The organism is Streptomyces sp. NPDC018026 (assembly GCF_044327745.1).
GTDB classification, from domain to species: domain Bacteria; phylum Actinomycetota; class Actinomycetes; order Streptomycetales; family Streptomycetaceae; genus Streptomyces; species Streptomyces rubrogriseus.
Genome location: NZ_JBIRFY010000007.1, coordinates 374,615 through 391,760, shown reverse-complemented (window position 1 = coordinate 391,760; position 17,146 = coordinate 374,615). Strand labels below are relative to the sequence as shown.

Genomic DNA, 17,146 nt, shown 5'->3' with positions numbered 1-17,146 from the left:
CCGGCGGGGGCTCCCGCGTGTCCGGCCGGGGCTCCCGCGTGTCCGGGCGGGACTCACGCGCGCGTACGACGGTCGACGGTCAGGGGGCCGGTGACGCGGGCAGGTCCGTCTCCGGCCGCCCCCGGCGCGGCAGCACGGCCGCCAGCATCGTGATCACCGTCCCCGCCACCGCCCACGCCCACAGCACCAGCAGGGAGGCGGTCACGTCGTTCCCCTTGAAGTAGGCGATCGAGCGGGCCGCCCAGGTGCCGGCGCCCGGTGGCAGCGTCGGACCGATCGCCTTCCAGAACGGCGGGAGCAGCGGCAGCGGGAAGGCGCCGCCCGCGCTCGGGTTGCCCGCGATCACCACCAGCAGGATCGCCAGACCGATGCCGACGATCCCGAAGACGCCCTGGAGGGCCAGCGTGGCGGCGCCCACCGCGAAGGTGATCAGCGCGCCGAGCCCCCACAGGTCCAGCACGCCGCCGGGCAGCGCGCCCAGGACCGGCCCGATGATCACCGCGCCGCCGAGCCCGCCGACGATCGCGACCAGGGCCATCACGATGAGCCGGATCGCCGCCCGGCGCGGGTTGGCCGGCCGGGCGCCGGTGCTGATCGCCAGGATCGAGGCGCACAGGTAGCCGCCGACGCACCAGCCCACGACCAGGTAGAAGGACGACAGCCCGTCGAAGTCGTGGCGGGAGGCCGGGGCCACGTCGACCACCCGCACCGCGCGCCCCTCGGCCTGCTCCGCCTTGCCGGCGATGCCTTCGAGGGTGGTGGCGAGGACGGTGCCGCCGCCGGAGGCGACCAGCAGGGTGTCCTGCCCGCCGCCGGGGTCCAGGACCAGGGCGCCGTCGATCTCCCGGTTCATGATCTGCCGCCGGGCGGCCGCCTCGTCGGCCACCGTGCGCGGGTCCAGCGGGGAGCCGGGCAGTCCTTCCAGCCGGTCCACCGTCTGCCCGGCGGCCGCCCCGGGCGCGACCACCCCGAAGGGCACGTCCTTGGGCCGCGGGTCGTGCAGCGCCCCCACGTAGGAGGCGATGAACAGCAGCTGAAGCGCGATCACGCCGAGCACGAGCAGGGTGGCCCGCGGGGTGACGGCGTCCCTCACCTCACCGAGGAAGGAGCCGCTTCGCGTGCCGTTTCGCGTGCGGGGGCCCGGTGTGTGTGACATGTCCCCACAGTCCGGGTCGGAGGGCGTTTGCGCAGGTGGGGCGGGGCCGAACGGATGTCGTACACACATTCGAGGATGGGGGTATGGTGGGTGGGGTAGTTGGGAACAGACGTTCGATAATGGCGTTCGGGTCCACATGGGCGTGCGTCGGTTCATGAGTCGGGAGGTGCGTGATGCCGGGTTTCACGCATCTGCACACCGTCTCCGGGTTCTCCGCCCGCTACGGCGCCTCCCACCCGGAGCGGCTGGCCGAGCGCGCCTTCGAGCGGGGCATGGACGCCCTCGCCCTCACCGACCGCGACACCCTCGCGGGGACGGTCCGCTTCGCCAAGGCCTGCGCGAAGGCGGGCGTCCGCCCCCTGTTCGGCGCGGAGCTGGCGGTCGCCGCCCCCGAGCCCGAAGCCGGCCGCACGGACACCTCGGTACGCCGGGACCGGCGCCGCGTTCCCGTGCGCGGCGGCGCCTTCGTCGACGAGTCGGCCCCCCGGGTGACCTTCCTCGCCCGGGACGGCGCCCGCGGCTGGGCCGACCTGTGCCGCCTGGTCTCCGCCGCCCACACGGTCGAGGGCACCCCGCTGCTGTCCTGGCCCGACAACCACGCCGACGGCCTGACCGTCCTGCTCGGCCCCGGCTCCGACGTCGGCCGCGCCCTCGCCGCGGGCCGCCCCGACCGCGCGGCGCGGCTCCTCGCCCCCTGGCGTGAGGTCTACGGCGACGCCCTGCGCCTGGAGGCCGTCTGGCACGGCCGCACGGGCACCGGCCCCGGCTCCCTGCGGCTGGCCGCCCGCACCGTCGGCTTCGCCGCCGAGCAGGGCGTCCGGCCGGTGCTGTCCAACGCCGTCCGCTACGCCGACCCCGGCCAGGGCGAGGTCGCCGACGTCCTGGACGCCGCCCGCCGCCTCGTCCCGATCGACGCCACCAAGGAGCTGGACTCCGGCGAGGCCTGGCTCAAGGACGCCGGTGCCATGCGGGGCGCCGCCGAGCGGATCGTCGAGTCCGCGGGTTTCCGCCGCGACACCGCCCACCGCCTGCTGGAGCAGACCCGGGCCACGGCCGCCGAGTGCCTGGTCGACCCCGAGGACGACCTCGGCATGGGCGCCGTCCACTTCCCCGAACCGCACCTCGTGGGCGCCGGCCGCCGCACCGCCCAGCGGGCGCTCGCCTCCCGGGCGGCGGCGGGCATGGTGCGGCGCGGCTACGACCGGCGGCCGGACCGCCGCGAGTACTGGGAGCGGATGCACCACGAGCTGGACATCATCGCCCACCACGGCTTCGCCTCGTACTTCCTCACCGTCGCCCAGGTCGTGGACGACGTACGGCACATGGGCATCCGGGTCGCCGCACGCGGCTCCGGCGCGGGCTCACTCGTCAACCACCTCCTGGACATCGCGCACGCCGACCCGGTCGAGCACGGGCTGCTGATGGAGCGGTTCCTGTCCAAGGAGCGGGTGGTGCTGCCCGACATCGACATCGACGTGGAGTCCGCGCGCCGCCTGGAGGTCTACCGCGCGATCATCGGCCGGTTCGGCACCGAGCGGGTCGCCACGGTCGCCATGCCGGAGACGTACCGGGTGCGCCACGCCATCCGCGACGTGGGCGCCGCCCTGTCCATGGACCCGGCCGAGATCGACCGGGTCGCCAAGTCCTTCCCGCACATCCGCGCCCGCGACGCCCGCGCGGCGCTGGAGGAGCTGCCCGAGCTGAAGGAGCTGGCGGGGGAGTCCCGGCGGGACGGAGGAGGGCGGTACGGCAGGCTCTGGGAGCTGGTCGAGGGCCTCGACGCCCTCCCGCGCGGTGTCGCCATGCACCCCTGCGGCGTCCTGCTGTCCGACGCCTCCCTGCTCTCCCGTACGCCGGTGATGCCGACCAGCGGCGAGGGCTTCCCGATGGCGCAGTTCGACAAGGACGACGTGGAGGACCTCGGGCTGCTCAAGCTGGACGTGCTCGGGGTGCGGATGCAGTCGGCGATGGCGCACGCGGTCGCCGAGGTGAAGCGGGCGACCGGCACCGAGGTCGACCTGGACGCCGTACCGGTGGGCGACCCGGCGACGTACCGGATGATCCGGTCCGCCGAGACGCTGGGCTGCTTCCAGATCGAGTCACCCGGTCAGCGGGACCTGGTGGGGCGGCTCCAGCCGGCCACCTTCCACGACCTCGTGGTCGACATCTCGCTCTTCCGGCCGGGACCGGTCGCTGCCGACATGGTGCGGCCGTTCATCGAGGCCCGGCACGGACGGGCGCCGGTGCGCTACCCGCACGAGGACCTGGCGGAGCCGCTGGCGGGGACGTACGGGGTCGTCGTCTTCCACGAGCAGATCATCGACATCGTCGCCATCATGACCGGCTGCGGGCGCGGCGAGGCGGACCGGGTGCGCCGCGGGCTCTCCGACCCGGAGTCGCAGGGGCGGATCAAGGTGTGGTTCGCCCAGCACGCGACGGCGAACGGATACGACGCGGAAACGATTCAGCGCACCTGGGAGATCGTCGAGGCCTTCGGCAGCTACGGCTTCTGCAAGGCGCACGCCGTCGCCTTCGCGGTGCCGACGTACCAGTCGGCGTGGCTGAAGGCCCATCACCCGGCCGCCTTCTACGCGGGCCTGCTCACCCACGACCCCGGCATGTATCCCAAGCGGCTGCTGCTGGCGGACGCGCGGCGGCGCGGGGTGCCGATCCTGCCGTTGGACGTGAACGAGTCGGGGGTCGCACACAGGATCGAACTGGTGTCTGAATCCGGGTCACGGAAGCCCGCCACGTGGGGACTCCGGCTCGCCCTCTCGGACGTGCACGGCATCAGCGAGGCCGAGGCGGAACGCATCGCCGCCGGGCAGCCCTACGCCTCCCTGCTCGACTTCTGGGAACGGGCCCGTCCCAGCAGGCCGCTGGCCGGACGGCTCGCCCAGGTCGGCGCGCTGGACGCGTTCGGCGCCAACCGCCGGGACCTGCAACTGCACCTGACCGAACTGCACCGCGGCGCCCGGGGCGGACGCGGCGACCAACTGCCCCTGGCCGGGGGCCGCAAGACCGCCTCCGCCGGGCTGCCCGACCTCACCTCGGCGGAGCGGCTCAGCGCCGAACTCGGCGTGCTGTCCATGGACGCCTCGCGCAACCTGATGGACGACCACCGCACCTTCCTGCGCGAGCTGGGCGTGGTGTCGGCCAAGCGGCTGCGCGAGGCCCGGCACGGGGAGACGGTGCTGGTCGCGGGCGCCAAGGCGGCCACCCAGACCCCGCCGGTCCGCTCCGGCCGCCGGGTCATCTTCTCCACCCTGGACGACGGCTCGGGCCTGGTCGACCTCGCCTTCTTCGACGACTCGCACGACGCCTGCGCGCACACCGTCTTCCACTCCTGGCTGCTGCTGGTGCGCGGGGTGGTGCAGCGGCGCGGCCCGCGCAGCCTCAGCGTGGTCGGCTCCGCCGCCTGGAACCTCGCCGACCTGCTGGAGGTGCGCCGGGAGGAGGGCCTGGAGGGCGTCGCCGCCCGGCTGGCCGCAGCGGGCGGGACCCGAGGGGCGGACGGGACCGGGGACGACGACCCCGAGGGCGGCCCGGCGCACCGCCGCCTCACCGGTTCGGACGGGCGGCCCGCGCCGGCCGGGTCCGCGGCCCAGGACCCGATGGAGCAGCGGAAGATCCGCATGTCCACCGGGTACGAGATGCACCCCTGGGCCGATCTGCGTCCCGCGGGCGAAGGGCCCGCGGTCGGAAGGAAGTTGTGGCACCAGAGTCCGGGGAGTGCGGGATGACGATCCTCTGCGTACGTTTCCAGCTGCCGCCGACGCGCGAGGCGGCCCTGCCCGAACTGCTCGGGCTCCTGGAGGAGTTCACGCCGGTCGTCGAGGCGCTGCCGCCCGACGGCGCGCTGGCCGACCTGCGCGGCGCCGAACGGTACTTCGGGCGTGACGCCGTGGCACTGGCCTCGGTGATCCGGGTCCGCGCCCTCGCGCTGCACGGCGTGGACTGCGTGATCGGTGCCGGACCCGGCCCGATGCTGGCCCGCATGGCCCTGCGCGACGCCCGGCCGGGACTGACCCGCGCTGTGCCCGGCGGCGAGGAGCGCGCGTTCCTCGACGGCAAGCCCGTCGCCGCGCTGCCCGGCGTCGGCACCGCGACCGCCCGCACCCTGTGCGAGTACGGCCTCGACACCCTCGGCCGGGTCGCCGCCGCGCCGCTGTCCACCCTTCAGCGCCTGGTCGGTGCGAGGACCGGCCGCGAGCTGCACGAGAAGGCCCAGGGCGTCGACCGCGGCCGGGTCGTCCCCAACGGCGTCTCCCGGTCCCTGGCCGCCGACCGCCCCTTCGACCGCGACGAACTCGACCCCGACCGCCACCGCCGCGCCCTGCTCTCGGCCGCCGGGGAACTGGGCGCCCGGCTGCGCGCCGTGGACAAGGTCTGCCGCACCCTCACCCTCACCGTCCGCTACGCCGACCGCTCCGCCACCGTCCGCAGCCGCACCCTGAAGGAGCCGACCGCGCACTCGGCGGCCCTGACCCGGACCGCGTACGACCTGTACGAGGCGCTCGGCCTCCAGCGCGCCCGGGTCCGTTCGATCGCCCTGCGCGCGGAGAGCCTCACGTCCGCCGAACACGCCTCCCACCAGCTCACCTTCGACCCCGTGGACGAGAAGGTCCGCCGGATCGAGGAGGTCGCGGACCGCGCGCGGGCGAAGTTCGGACCGAGGGCGGTGATGCCGGGGTCGCTGGCGGCGTGAGGCCCCCGCGGGTCAGTTGGCCCACGGGGGAGTGATGCGGGTGCCGTCGGCCAGCTCCGCCGTCAGGCCGACGGAGGTGGTGACCCAGGAGGTCGCGGTCCGGTCGGTGGGGTTCTCGACGGCGAGGGTCGCCCCGGAGCCGATGATCACGGTGTCGCCCGCGGTGACGCGCTCGGTGCGGCCGTCGAGGGTGATCAGCAGCTCGCCGGTGAGCAGGTGGAAGACCTCCTCCCGGTCGACGGTGTGCGCGGGCGCCTTCGTCCCCGCCGGGATCTCGCCCCGCCAGGCACACAGCTCCTTGCTGCCGACACGGGGACCGGCGTACGAGACGAAGCGGGCGCCGTGGATCTCGTGGGTGACGCCTTCGGACGAGCGGACGACGGGCATGGCGGGCTCCTCTGAACATGTGGTCAAGTAGCTTGACTATTTCCGTTGCCCTTATGGTCAAGCTGCTTGACCAATGTGTCAAGGGTGTTTCAATGCCCCCGTGCAGAACTCCGACGCCATGGCCCTGACCGCCGCGCTGCTCGCCGCGGCCGGCGGACTCACGCAGCGCATCCACGAGGGTGTCGTCGCCCGCGGCTTCGAGGGCGTGCGGCCCGCGCACGGTTTCGCCTTCACCCGGCTCGCCCCGGACGGTGCGACGGTCACCGACCTCGCCGTGCATCTCGGGACGACCAAGCAGGCCGCGAGCCAGCTCGTCGACGAGCTGGTCCGCAAGGGGTACGTCGAGCGCCGGCCGCATCCCGCCGACGCGCGCGCCCGGCTGATCGTGCTGACCGACGCGGGGTGGGCCTGCACCCGGGCCGCGGAGGAGGCGGCGGCCGAGGTCGTGGGCGCCTGGGTCGACGTGCTCGGCGAGGACGGGGTGCGTGCGCTGGCCGACGGTCTGCTGCGAGTGGCGCCGGGTGGGCCGATCCGGCCCGTCTGGTGACGCGGATTAGCGCTGGAAGTTTTTACTGACGCGTAACTTCACACTTGCACTACTCGTCCGTAACTTGACGAGTGAACAGCATCCCGTGATCCGGATCACAGGGCATCCCTGCCGTCGCAACTCCCCCGATCCGCAAGGAGATCACCCGATGCTGCCCTGGAGCCGAGTGTTCAGACCGCCGGTCGCGCTGCTGCTGGCCGCCGCGGTCGCGCTGGTCCCCGCCGTCACCGCCACCGCCGCCCCCACCGCGGCCGCCCGCCCCAGCTCCGGCTGGAACGACTACACCTGCGAGCCCTCCGCCGCCCACCCCCGCCCCGTCGTCCTGGTCCACGGCACCTTCGGGAACTCCGTCGACAACTGGCTCGGCCTCGCGCCCTACCTGAAGAACCGCGGCTACTGCGTCTTCTCCCTCGACTACGGCCAACTGCCCGGCGTCCCGCTCTTCCACGGACTCGGCCCGGTCGAGAAGTCGGCGGAACAGCTGGCCGCCCACGTCGACAAGGTGCTCGCCGCGACCGGCGCCGCCGAGACCGACCTCGTCGGCCACTCGCAGGGCGGCATGATGCCCCGCTACTACCTCAGGTTCCTCGGCGGGGCCGCCGAGGTGAACGCCCTGGTCGGCATAGCGCCCAGCAACCACGGCACCACCCTGTCCGGGCTCACCCGGCTGCTGCCGTACTTCCCCGGCGCCGAGGACCTGCTCGACGAGCACACCCCGGCCCTCGCCGACCAGATCGTCGGCTCCGACGTCCTCACCAAGCTCAACGCGGGCGGCGACACCGTGCCCGGCGTCCGCTACACCGTCCTCGCCACGAAGTACGACGAGGTGGTCACGCCGTACCGCGGCCAGTTCCTCGACGGCCCCGGGGTGCGCAACGTCCTGCTGCAGGACCTGTGCCCGTTCGACCTCTCCGAGCACCTGGCGATCGGGCTGTTCGACCGGATCGCCTTCCACGAGGTGACCAACGCCCTGGACCCGGCGCACGCCACGCCCACCACCTGCGCCTCCGTCTTCGGCTGACGGGCGCCTTCCACCCCCGCGCCCCCGGCGCACGTCACGCGGGGCCCGCCCGGCCTGAGCCGCCGGACGGGCCCCGCGCTTCCCCCGCGTCAGCGGCCGGGCCGGCCACCGGTCGTCGCGCGCCGCCGGACCGACGCGAACAGGACGGCCGCGCCCAGGGCCAGGGCCGCTGCGCCGCCGACGGCGAGGTAGGGCGTGGTGCTGTCCCCGCCGGTCTCGGCGAGGTTCTCCGTGCCCCCGCCGGCGGCCTTGACCTGGTTGGGCTCGGCGGCGGTACCGGGCGCCCGCTCCGGGGCGGCGGCCGGGTCCGTCGGGTCCGTGGTGGTCGCCGCGTCCTGGTCGCCGTGACCGTGGTGCTCGATCGTCGACTTCTCCGCCGCGGCCGCGAGCTGCTCCTCGGAGGGCGCGGAGGCCTCCGGAGCCGGGGCGGCGCCCGCCTCCGCGTCGCCGGACGCGGTGTCGTCGCCGGCGGCCGCACCGCTGCCGCTGCTGCCGCTGCTGCCGCCGTCGCCGCCGAAGGTGACGTCCGAGCAGGAGTAGAACGCCTCCGGGCTGTCCGAGCGCTGCCACACCGCGTACAGCAGGTGCTTGCCGGACCGCTCCGGCAGCGTGCCGGAGAAGGTGTAGAAGCCGCCCGAGGCGACCGGGTCGGTGGAGGTCGCCACCGGCGCGGACAGGTCCAGGTCACCCCAGCCCAGCGGCTTGGACGGGTCGTAGCCGGGCTTGGTGATGTACACCTTGAAGGTGCCCTTGTGCGGGGCCGTCACGCGGTACTTGAAGGTGTACGAGCCGCTGCTCACACCGGTCGCGGGCCAGTCGGCGCGGGCCAGGTCCAGACCCTTGAACGCCGGGTCGTTGGCGCTGCACAGCCTGCCGTCCGGGATCAGCTCCTGGTGCTTGCCCGCGGCGTTGCCGATGCGGATGCCGTTCCAGTCGTACAGCGCCTGGGTGCCGCCCGCCGCGACCGCCGCCTTGCACGCGGCCGACTTCGGGTTCTCGGGCCCCTCGGCGTGGCACTGCGACACCCGGCTGACCGGGTCGCCCATCGAACCGTGCGCCGAGGCGGGGGCGGCGGCCAACGTGGTCAGGGCGAGCGGGGCGAGACCGGCGACGGCGACGGCTGCGGCCCTGCGGGACGCGGACGGTGCGGGCATGGGGAACTCCTCGAAACGGTCACTGGGGATGCGGCAACTCGGGCCGGAACCCGTGGGGTTGATCAGCAAGCTAGCCCCAGGAAACCGAGAAATCGCCTGCTGGAGGCGGGTGACGGAGATCCTTATGGTCGCGTTAAGGGAGTGCTCAGGCTGGGCTGAGGTAGCTACCGTTCGCGCCATGGAACGAGAACGGATCCGCCCCGCGACCGCCGCGGACGTGGCGGCGGTGAAGGCCGTGACCGACGCCGCGTACCTCCCCTACGCCGAGCGCATCGGGGTGGTGCCGCAGCCCATGGAGGCGGACCACGCGGCGGACGTGGCGGCGGGGAAGGTGTTCGTCACGGACGAGCCCGGCACGGGCCGGGCGGGACCCGTGGGGCTCGTCGTCGTCGAGGCGCACGCCGACCACCTGTTCCTCGACAGCGTCGCCGTCCACCCCGACGCGCACGGCAGGGGCGTGGGCCGGCGGCTGCTGCGGTTCGTGGACGCGCACGCGCGGGCGCTGGGCCTGCCCGAGATCAGGCTCTACACGAACGCGATGATGCGGGAGAACCAGGAGATCTACCCGAGGTATGGGTACGAAGTCGTGGAACGCCGCGTGGACGGGCCCTACGACCGCGTCCACTACCGCAAGCGGCTGCTGCTCTGAGGCGTCTCATGCCCGGACCTGCCGGTCAGCTCTCCGGCCACCAGGTGCGCGCGATGTCCTTGCGGACCTCCGGGCGCCCGGCGGGGCGCTCGTCGATCTCCTCGCGGACTCGGCGGGCGTCGGTCTTCTTCAGGGGCTTGTGCACGGTCAGACGGCGCATGGCTGCCTCCTTACGGATCCACCGGGTTCCGCGTTCTCACGGAGGTAGACCCTTTCCCCGAGACTCACTCATCGATGCATAACTGTCAGTGGCGGTTGTCACGTTCCCGCGCCCCGGCCCCGTTGTCAGTGGCGGGTGTCACCCTGGGCGCATGAGTGGGAACAGTGACGAAGCGACCGCACCGGGTGCCGACTGGGACGCGCTGGCCGCCTCCTTCGACGACGAGCCGGACACGGCCTGCGCGACGCGGAGGTGCGCCGGGCCTGGGCGGCCAGGCTGGCCTCCTGGCTGCCCCCGCGCCCCGGCGACGTGCTCGACCTGGGCTGCGGCACCGGCAGCCTCTCACTCCTCGCGGCCGAGCAGGGGCACCGGGTCACCGGCGTCGACCTCTCCCCGGCCATGGTGGAGCTGGCCAGGACCAAACTCGCCGGCCGTGACGCGGTGTTCCTCACCGGTGACGCCGCGGCACCGCCCGTGGGGGAGCAGCGCTTCGACGCCGTGCTGGTCCGGCACGTCCTGTGGACGCTGCCCGACCCCGGCCGGGCGCTGCGGCACTGGCGGCAGTTGCTGCGCCCCGGCGGGCGGCTGGTCCTGGTCGAGGGCGTGTGGGGGAGCGTCTCCCCGGTCGGCATACCGGCCGACCGGGTCAGCGCCCTGCTCGGCCCGCTCGGCGGGCAGGCCCGGGTGGAGCGGCTGTCGGACGACCCGTCGCTGTGGGGCAGGGAGGTGGCGGACGAGCGGTACGCGGTGGTGGCGACGTACGGGTGAGCCGCGCGGCGGGTTACTCCAGCAGGCCGGTGAAGGCGTCCCCGCGGGCCAGCCGCTCCAGTTCCTCCAGTGCGGCCACCGCGGCGGCAGCGGCCTCCGGGTCCCGCTCCGCCAGTCCGCTCTCGGCGAACTCGTCCTCGTCCAGGCGCCGTACGTCCGTGCCGTCGGCCGAGCGCCACAGGTCCAGGTCGAGGTCCTCGACGACCAGTTCCGTGCCGGTGCGGAACTGGTCGGGCGGGCGATGTCGCAGTACCAGCCCTTCAGTGCACCGGCCGCGGTCCGGACCTCCTTCACCGAGTACCACCGGTCGCGCCAGTAGTACTCGGTGAAGACGTCCCCGGCCTCGAAGCGCACGAAGCCGAAGTCGCGCACGCCGTCCCCGGCCCAGGGGGCACGCACGGCGAGGCGGGTGCCGTCGTCGTGCAGCAGCGTGGCCGCGTACCGGATCTTGGTTCGGCCCGCCTTGACCAGGATCACGTCCACCTCGACGGGCGGTTCAGCCGAGTTCACGGACATGGCGCACCTCCGTCGCGCAGATCTCGTACCCGAGCCCCTTGTTGATGGCGAGCATCGGGCCGTTGTCGGTGTCGTTGCCGGTGAGTGCCTCCGTGTACCCGGCCGCGCGGGCCCGGTGCAGGGAGGCGGTCTTGGCGAGCCTGGCCAGGCCCCGGCCGCGCCGGGCACGGACCGTGCCGGTCATCGCGCTCGCGTACCGGGTGCCGTCGGTGTGGGCGAGGCTGAACGCGGCCGGGCGGCCGTCGACGACCACGACCGTGGTCAGTTCGAGGTCGAGCAGCGGGTGTCGCCAGGTCTCCGCGAGCCAGGCCTGGTAGTCCGTGAACTCGTAGTCGACGTCGCTCGGTTCGTCCGCGGCCGTCTCCGCGTCCAGTTCGAACACGGGCCGGGGGTCGTCCGCGTAGCCGGCGGCCGTGCGCAGCTCGACACCCGGGGGAGGGGTCCCCAGCGGCGGGAGCGCGGCGTTCGCCAGGTCCAGTCGGAGGAAGTGCGAGGCGCGCCGCCGTTGGTAGCCGTGCCGCTCGGCGAAGGCCAGGTTGGCGGGCCCGTCCAGCACCCAGGAGTACAGCTTCCTGGCGCCCTCGCCGGCCAGGAACTCCTCGGCCGTACGCACCAGCAGACCACCGGCCCCGCGCCGGAACCGCTCCGGATGGACGTAGACGTTCAGGTAGGCCTGACCGGGCTCCGGGCTGTCGTGCACCAGCCCGAGCTGGGCGGTGCCGATCACCTCCCCGTCCTCCTCCGCGACCAGGGACCGGCTCCGGGCGTCCGGATGGGTGTGGACGAGCCGGTGCACGACCGCCTCGGGCGTCCACAGCATGAACGGCACGGCGAGATGGCGGACCTGGGCGAAGGCCGCGACATCGGCCGGGTCGTCGGAACGCAGGTCGCGTACAAGAACGGTCATGGTGGCGCACGCTACGGCGGCCGGGCGGTCGGATGCCTCTCATTTTCGCGGGGATACGGGACAATCGCCGGGTGACCTTGAAGATCCATGTCGACGACGGCGCGCCGCCCTACGAGCAGGTGCGGGCACAGATCTCCGAACAGGCGCGCTCGGGAGCGCTGCCGGTCGGGTACCGGCTGCCCACGGTGCGCGGCCTGGCCGAATCCCTCGGGCTCGCCGCGAACACGGTCGCCAAGGCGTACCGGGCGCTGGAGGCGGACGGGGTGATCGAGACGCGGGGGCGCAACGGAACGTTCGTCGCTGCCGTGGGCTCTGCGGCTCAGCGGGAGGTGGCCGTCGCGGCCCAGGGGTATGCCGAGCGGGCTCGGCGGCTGGGGGTCACCGAGGGGGACGCGATCGACGCCGTGCGGGATGCCCTGCGGGCGGCTTACGGAGGGTGAGCGCCGTTTTGGTTCGGGCCGCTGCCCGGCTGCGGGTTCGCCGTGGCTTGTCGCGCAGTTCCCCGCGCCCCTTCAGGGCGCGTTCTGGTGATCGTCAGGTTTGAAGTGCGGGCCAGTCTGGCGAACAGGGTCGCGTCTGTTACCGCTGCCGCGTTCGGGTCGTTGTTGAAGTAGGTGTAGACGTCGCTCGTGTTCGGCCAGGTCGTGGCGATGCGGTCGAGCCAGGTCGCCAGCGAGCGGCGGCCGTAGTGCGGCCAGGCCCCGGCCCGGCCCTCGTGGAAGCGGACGTAGCCCCAGTCGGCGGTGCGCCACAGCGGGGTGACCGGGCGGGCGCGGACGTCCGCCCAGCACAGGGCCGCGCGCCGGGACACGAGGACCTCGCGGACCTCGGGCGTCCACCAGGACGCGTGCCGGGGTTCCACCGCGACCCGGGTGTCCGGCGGGAAGCAGGCCAGGCAGGTGTCCAGGAGGTCCGGGTCGGCGCGCAGGGTCGGAGGCAGTTGCAGCAGGACCGGGCCGAGGCGGTCGCCCAGACCGGCCGCGTGGGTCATCAGGCGGTCGACCGGCTCGGCCGGGTCGCGCAGACGTTTGATGTGCGTCAGATAGCGGCTGGCCTTGACCGCGACCGTGAAGTCCGGTGGGACGCGCTCCCGCCATGCGGCGAAGGTCTCCCGGGCGGGCAGGCGGTAGAAGGCGTTGTTGATCTCGACCGTCGCGAAGGCGGCCGCGTAGTGCTCCAGCCAGCGCCGGACCGGCAGACCGGGCGGGTAGAAGCTCTCCCGCCAGTCCCGGTACTGCCAGCCCGACGTGCCGACGAACAGGGGCATACCCCTATCAAAGCACCGCCCTGCGGCGGCCGGGCTACAGGTACAGCCCGGCCTCCGTGCCCGCCCGCGGCTCCGGCAGCGCGGTCGGTGAGGTGCCCCGGCGCAGCGCGTACAGCTCCGCCAGGGTGGCGCCCTCGCGGCCGACCCCTTCTTCCGTGCCGAGCCAGTCCACCGCCTCCCGCCGGGTCAGCGGGCCGACCTCGATGCGGGCCAGGCAGCGGCCGGGGCGGACGACGGCGGGGTGCAGGCGCTCCAGGTCCTCGTTGGTGGTGACGCCGACCAGGACGTTGCGGCCCTGGCCGAGGAGTCCGTCGGTGAGGTTGAGCAGCCGGGAGAGCGCCTGGCCCGCGGTGTGCTTGGCCTCGCCGCGGATCAGTTCGTCGCAGTCCTCCAGGAGCAGCAGCCGCCAGCGGCCCTTGCCCGTCGCGTCCTCCTCGCCGATGGCGATGTCCATCAGATAGCCGACGTCGGAGAAGAGCCGCTCCGGGTCGAGGACGCAGTCCACCTGGCACCAGTCCCGCCAGGAGCGGGCGAGGGTGCGCAGCGCGGAGGTCTTGCCGGTGCCCGGCGGCCCGTGCAGGAGCAGCAGCCGGCCCGCGATGTCCTCCGGCGTCGTCTTCATCAGACCGTCCATCGCCTCCGCCACCGGCGCCGTGTAGTTGGGCCGGATCTCGTCCCAGGTGCCCGCGGCGATCTGGCGGGTGGTGCGGTGCGGGCCGCGCCGCGGGGAGACGTACCAGAAGCCCATCGTCACGTTCTCCGGCTGCGGCTCGGGCTCGTCCGCCGCTCCGTCCGTGGCCTCGCCGAGCACCTTCTCGGCCAGGTCGGCGCTGGTGGCCGTCACCGTGACGTCGGCGCCCCGGTTCCAGCGCGAGATCAGCAGCGTCCAGCCGTCGCCCTCGGCCAGCGTCGCGCTGCGGTCGTCGTCGCGGGCGATCCGCAGTACGCGCGCGCCGGGCGGCAGCAGCGTGGCGCCGGACCGTACGCGGTCGATGTTCGCCGCGTGCGCGTACGGCTGCTCACCCGTGGCGAAACGGCCGAGGAACAGCGCGTCGACGACATCGGACGGGGAGTCGCTGTCGTCCACGTTGAGCCGGATCGGCAGGACTTCATGCGGGTTCACGGACATGCCGCCATGATCGGGCACCCGGCCGCCGCGTGCACCCGCTTTCCCGGGCACCCGCGGCAGGGGCGTTCCCGCAGGCTTTCGTACGAACTTGAACGAGTGTCAGCCATTTCTTGGCATGAACACTTCCAGTCAACGCGCGTAGCTGCTACCACGGTTGTGGCAGCAATCCTGCTAAGGGAGGTTCCATGAGACGTTTCCGACTTGTCGGCTTCCTGAGTTCATTACTCCTCGCGGCCGGCGCCGCCCTCACCGGGGCAGCGACCGCCCAGGCGGCCCAACCCGCCGCCGCCGACGGCTATGTGGCCCTCGGCGACTCCTACTCCTCCGGGGTCGGAGCGGGCAGCTACATCAGCTCCAGCGGCGACTGCAAGCGCAGCACGAAGTCCCATCCGTACCTGTGGGCGGCCGCCCACTCGCCCTCCACGTTCGACTTCACCGCCTGTTCCGGCGCCCGTACGGGTGAAGTTCTCGCCGGACAGCTCGGCCCGCTCGGCTCCAGCACCGGCCTCGTCTCGATCAGCATCGGCGGCAACGACGCCGGGTTCGCCGACGTCATGACGACGTGTGTGCTCCAGTCCGACAGCTCCTGCCTGTCGCGCATCGCCACCGCGGAGGCGTACGTCGACTCGACGCTGCCGGGCAAGCTCGACGGCGTCTACTCGGCGATCAGCGACAAGGCGCCGAACGCCCACGTCGTCGTCATCGGCTACCCGCGCTTCTACCAGCTCGGCACCACCTGCATCGGCCTGTCCGAGACCAAGCGGACGGCGATAAACAAGGCCTCCGACCACCTCAACACCGTCATCGCCCAGCGCGTCGCCGCCCACGGCTTCACCTTCGGCGACGTACGCACCACCTTCACCGGCCACGAGCTGTGCTCCGGCAGCTCCTGGCTGCACAGCGTCAACTGGCTGAACATCGGCGAGTCCTACCACCCCACCGCGACCGGCCAGTCCAGTGGCTACCTGCCGGTCCTCAACGGCGCCGCCTGACCTCAGGCCGAAGGAGAAGAAGAAGCGGAGGGAGACGAGGAGTGGGAGGCCCCGCCCGTCGGGGTCTCCGCCCCCGTCTCCGTCTCCGTTCCGGTCCCGGTCCCGCAGGTCACCGAGAACGCCACCGCGTTGGACGTGGCCCGCACCGGACTCCGCACCTCCACGCGCACGGCACTCTCGAACGCGCCGGTGTCGTCGTGCGTCGTCACCACCACGCCGTCCTGACGCGAGCGCTCGCCGCCCGACGGGAAGGACAGCGTCCGCCACCCCGGGTCGGAGACCGACCCGTCCGCGGTCACCCACCGGTAGCCGACCTCCGCGGGCAGCCGCCCGACCGTGAACGTCGCCGTGAACGCGGGTGCCCTCTCGCGCGGCGGCGGACAGGTCCCCGCGTAGTCGGTGCGCGAGCCCACCACGGACACCTTCACCGACTGCGGCGCGGGACTGCTCTCCCCGCCGCCGCTCCCGGAAGAAGCCGAGGGACTCGGCTCCCCGGCGGTGCCGCTCGTCGCCGCGGACGTGGCCCCCGGGCTCCCGCCCGAACCCTCCGTCCCGCCACCGCCGTCCGAGCGGTCCAGCAGCGAGTACGTCAGTCCGGCCAGCGCCAGGACCAGCACCGCCAGCCCCACCACCAGCACGGCACGCGCCCGCCGGTCCCGGCCCCCCGGCGTACCGGGCGCATCCGCGGCCGACGTGTCCCCGGCCGCCGGTACGGGCATCGGCGGCGTCGGTGCGGTGGGCGGTCCCGGGTGGGCCACGACCGTCGGGGCGAACGCGCCGGACGGCGGCACGCCGGTGCGCGGGCCCCGGCCGGACGGCGCCCCGCCGGCGCCCACGAGGCGCAACTCGCGCTCGGCCTCGTCCGCCGGGAGCCGCTCGGCCGGATCCTTGCGCAGCAGGCCCTCCACCACCGGCCCGAGCGCACCCGCCCGGTGCGGCGGCGGCACCTCCTCGTCGACGATCGCCCGCAAGGTGCTCAGGGGAGTGTCCTGACGGAACGGCGAGGCCCCCTCCACCGCCGCGTACAGCAGCACGCCCAGCGACCACAGGTCGGACGCGGGACCGGGAGTGCGGCCCAGTGCCCGCTCCGGGGCGAGGAACTCGGGCGAGCCGACGACCTCGCCGGTCATGGTCAGCGCCTCACTGCCCTCCACCCTGGCGATCCCGAAGTCGGTGAGCACCACCCGGCCGTCGTTCGCCAGCAGCACGTTGGCCGGCTTCACGTCCCGGTGCAGCACCCCGGCGCCGTGCGCGGCCCGCAGCGCGGCCAGCACCTCGGCGCCGATCAGCGCGGCCCGGCGGGGCTCCAACGTGCCCTCGGCGTCCAGCAGGTCGGCCAGGGACAGCCCGCGGACCAGCTCCATCACGATCCAGGGCCGGGCTCCGTCGGTGGCCACGTCGTACACCGTGACCACGTTGGGGTGGGAGATCCGGGCGGCGGCCCACGCCTCGCGCTCCAGCCGGGCGTACATCCGCCCGACGTCGGACCGCGGCAGCCCGGCGGGCGCGCGCACCTCCTTGACGGCGACCTCGCGGCGCAACACCTCGTCGCGGGCGCGCCACACGGTGCCCATGCCGCCCTCGCCGAGCGGCGACAGGAGCCGGTAGCGACCGGCGATCACACGCTCGCCGTCGGGTTCTCCGGACACGGGCGCCCCCTATGACGTCACGCGCGGACCCTTCACAAAGTAGCCCAACCCGGTGCGGACGCGACCCCCTTGGCGCCAATACCCTCCGGCGACTGGCGTTTTCGGGCCGTGCGTCCGTAACCCCTGCGGAGGGCGT

Annotated in this window: 15 protein-coding genes and 2 pseudogenes; 8 read left to right on the top strand and 9 right to left on the bottom strand. The window is 73.7% G+C overall.

The genetic code is table 11. The annotated features are described in order from the left end of the window. Nucleotides 1-79: 79 nt before the first annotated feature. The gene (locus ACH4D3_RS23840) at nt 80-1,156 is read right to left on the bottom strand and encodes a DUF3533 domain-containing protein (protein WP_398325179.1); all 1,077 of its coding nucleotides are present in this window, start codon (nt 1,154-1,156) and stop codon (nt 80-82) included. 173 nt (nt 1,157-1,329) lie between these two features. On the opposite strand from ACH4D3_RS23840, the gene ACH4D3_RS23835 reads away from it, so the two are divergent. Together ACH4D3_RS23835 and ACH4D3_RS23830 are read left to right on the top strand one after the other, a co-directional pair. After that, nucleotides 1,330-4,899, top strand: a complete 3,570-nt coding sequence (locus tag ACH4D3_RS23835; protein WP_398325176.1) for a DNA polymerase III subunit alpha — start codon at nt 1,330-1,332, stop codon at nt 4,897-4,899. Further along, entirely contained in the window at nt 4,896-5,864 is a 969-nt protein-coding gene (locus ACH4D3_RS23830) for a DNA polymerase thumb domain-containing protein (RefSeq protein WP_398325173.1), read from the top strand. The genes ACH4D3_RS23835 and ACH4D3_RS23830 overlap by 4 nt, the downstream gene beginning before the upstream one ends. Nucleotides 5,865-5,876: 12 nt before the next feature. Here ACH4D3_RS23830 and ACH4D3_RS23825 read toward each other — a convergent pair whose 3' ends face one another. Then, nucleotides 5,877-6,251 (bottom strand): cupin domain-containing protein, encoded by a 375-nt coding sequence (locus tag ACH4D3_RS23825; protein ID WP_398325170.1) that lies wholly within the window; start codon nt 6,249-6,251, stop codon nt 5,877-5,879. Between the two features lie 100 nt (nt 6,252-6,351). Between ACH4D3_RS23825 and ACH4D3_RS23820 the strand changes: the two genes are divergently transcribed. Continuing rightward, nucleotides 6,352-6,798: a MarR family winged helix-turn-helix transcriptional regulator gene (locus ACH4D3_RS23820; RefSeq protein ID WP_398325167.1), complete on the top strand. Its 447-nt coding sequence runs from the start codon at nt 6,352-6,354 to the stop codon at nt 6,796-6,798. A gap of 148 nt (nt 6,799-6,946) precedes the next feature. Beyond that, complete coding sequence (locus tag ACH4D3_RS23815; protein WP_398325164.1) at nt 6,947-7,819, top strand: esterase/lipase family protein; 873 nt, start codon at nt 6,947-6,949, stop codon at nt 7,817-7,819. Nucleotides 7,820-7,908: 89 nt separating this feature from the next. Here the strand turns inward: ACH4D3_RS23815 and cbcC are convergent, their stop codons facing one another. Next, a complete protein-coding gene (gene cbcC / locus ACH4D3_RS23810; protein ID WP_398325161.1) occupies nt 7,909-8,973 on the bottom strand; it encodes a carbohydrate-binding protein CbpC in 1,065 nt (354 codons plus the stop codon). 178 nt (nt 8,974-9,151) lie between these two features. On the opposite strand from cbcC, the gene ACH4D3_RS23805 reads away from it, so the two are divergent. Next, nucleotides 9,152-9,622: a GNAT family N-acetyltransferase gene (locus ACH4D3_RS23805; protein WP_398325158.1), complete on the top strand. Its 471-nt coding sequence runs from the start codon at nt 9,152-9,154 to the stop codon at nt 9,620-9,622. A 25-nt stretch (nt 9,623-9,647) separates the two neighbouring features. Here ACH4D3_RS23805 and ACH4D3_RS23800 read toward each other — a convergent pair whose 3' ends face one another. Continuing rightward, nucleotides 9,648-9,782, bottom strand: coding sequence for a hypothetical protein (locus ACH4D3_RS23800; RefSeq protein ID WP_398325155.1), 135 nt, complete (start codon nt 9,780-9,782; stop codon nt 9,648-9,650). Between the two features lie 151 nt (nt 9,783-9,933). Here ACH4D3_RS23800 and ACH4D3_RS23795 point away from each other — a divergent pair. Further along, nucleotides 9,934-10,550, top strand: a pseudogene (locus tag ACH4D3_RS23795) (class I SAM-dependent methyltransferase). Nucleotides 10,551-10,563: 13 nt separating this feature from the next. Here the strand turns inward: ACH4D3_RS23795 and ACH4D3_RS23790 are convergent. Together ACH4D3_RS23790 and ACH4D3_RS23785 are read right to left on the bottom strand one after the other, a co-directional pair. Next, nucleotides 10,564-11,066, bottom strand: a pseudogene (locus ACH4D3_RS23790) (DUF402 domain-containing protein). Beyond that, nucleotides 11,047-11,973 carry a GNAT family N-acetyltransferase gene (locus ACH4D3_RS23785; protein ID WP_398325152.1) on the bottom strand — a complete coding sequence of 309 codons (927 nt, stop codon included), beginning with the start codon at nt 11,971-11,973 and terminating at the stop codon, nt 11,047-11,049. The pseudogene ACH4D3_RS23790 and the gene ACH4D3_RS23785 overlap by 20 nt, the downstream one beginning before the upstream one ends. 71 nt (nt 11,974-12,044) lie before the next feature. Here ACH4D3_RS23785 and ACH4D3_RS23780 point away from each other — a divergent pair, with 71 nt between their 5' ends. Further along, nucleotides 12,045-12,413 (top strand): GntR family transcriptional regulator, encoded by a 369-nt coding sequence (locus ACH4D3_RS23780; RefSeq protein WP_398325149.1) that lies wholly within the window; start codon nt 12,045-12,047, stop codon nt 12,411-12,413. Here the strand turns inward: ACH4D3_RS23780 and ACH4D3_RS23775 are convergent. Together ACH4D3_RS23775 and ACH4D3_RS23770 are read right to left on the bottom strand one after the other, a co-directional pair. After that, nucleotides 12,401-13,240, bottom strand: coding sequence for a DUF72 domain-containing protein (locus ACH4D3_RS23775; RefSeq protein WP_398325146.1), 840 nt, complete (start codon nt 13,238-13,240; stop codon nt 12,401-12,403). The two genes, ACH4D3_RS23780 and ACH4D3_RS23775, sit on opposite strands and share 13 nt — an antisense overlap. 34 nt (nt 13,241-13,274) lie before the next feature. Continuing rightward, entirely contained in the window at nt 13,275-14,369 is a 1,095-nt protein-coding gene (locus ACH4D3_RS23770; protein WP_398325143.1) for a DUF5925 domain-containing protein, read from the bottom strand. 185 nt (nt 14,370-14,554) lie between these two features. Between ACH4D3_RS23770 and ACH4D3_RS23765 the strand changes: the two genes are divergently transcribed. Next, on the top strand, nt 14,555-15,361 hold the full coding sequence (locus ACH4D3_RS23765; protein WP_398325140.1) for an SGNH family lipase: 807 nt from the start codon (nt 14,555-14,557) through the stop codon (nt 15,359-15,361). 2 nt (nt 15,362-15,363) lie between these two features. Here ACH4D3_RS23765 and ACH4D3_RS23760 read toward each other — a convergent pair whose 3' ends face one another. Further along, on the bottom strand, nt 15,364-17,010 hold the full coding sequence (locus tag ACH4D3_RS23760; RefSeq protein WP_398325137.1) for a serine/threonine-protein kinase: 1,647 nt from the start codon (nt 17,008-17,010) through the stop codon (nt 15,364-15,366). Nucleotides 17,011-17,146 lie beyond the last annotated feature (136 nt).

What these genes read in the sequence shown, in the direction of transcription:
- ACH4D3_RS23840 (WP_398325179.1), bottom strand. Translation starts at nt 1,156, where the DNA reads ATGTCACACACACCGGGCCCCCGCACGCGAAACGGCACGCGAAGCGGC.
- ACH4D3_RS23775 (WP_398325146.1), bottom strand. Translation starts at nt 13,240, where the DNA reads ATGCCCCTGTTCGTCGGCACGTCGGGCTGGCAGTACCGGGACTGGCGG.
- ACH4D3_RS23800 (WP_398325155.1), bottom strand. Translation starts at nt 9,782, where the DNA reads ATGCGCCGTCTGACCGTGCACAAGCCCCTGAAGAAGACCGACGCCCGC.
- ACH4D3_RS23815 (WP_398325164.1), top strand. Translation starts at nt 6,947, where the DNA reads ATGCTGCCCTGGAGCCGAGTGTTCAGACCGCCGGTCGCGCTGCTGCTG.
- ACH4D3_RS23770 (WP_398325143.1), bottom strand. Translation starts at nt 14,369, where the DNA reads ATGTCCGTGAACCCGCATGAAGTCCTGCCGATCCGGCTCAACGTGGAC.
- ACH4D3_RS23825 (WP_398325170.1), bottom strand. Translation starts at nt 6,251, where the DNA reads ATGCCCGTCGTCCGCTCGTCCGAAGGCGTCACCCACGAGATCCACGGC.
- ACH4D3_RS23765 (WP_398325140.1), top strand. Translation starts at nt 14,555, where the DNA reads ATGAGACGTTTCCGACTTGTCGGCTTCCTGAGTTCATTACTCCTCGCG.
- ACH4D3_RS23830 (WP_398325173.1), top strand. Translation starts at nt 4,896, where the DNA reads ATGACGATCCTCTGCGTACGTTTCCAGCTGCCGCCGACGCGCGAGGCG.
- ACH4D3_RS23835 (WP_398325176.1), top strand. Translation starts at nt 1,330, where the DNA reads ATGCCGGGTTTCACGCATCTGCACACCGTCTCCGGGTTCTCCGCCCGC.
- ACH4D3_RS23785 (WP_398325152.1), bottom strand. Translation starts at nt 11,973, where the DNA reads ATGACCGTTCTTGTACGCGACCTGCGTTCCGACGACCCGGCCGATGTC.
- cbcC (WP_398325161.1), bottom strand. Translation starts at nt 8,973, where the DNA reads ATGCCCGCACCGTCCGCGTCCCGCAGGGCCGCAGCCGTCGCCGTCGCC.
- ACH4D3_RS23805 (WP_398325158.1), top strand. Translation starts at nt 9,152, where the DNA reads ATGGAACGAGAACGGATCCGCCCCGCGACCGCCGCGGACGTGGCGGCG.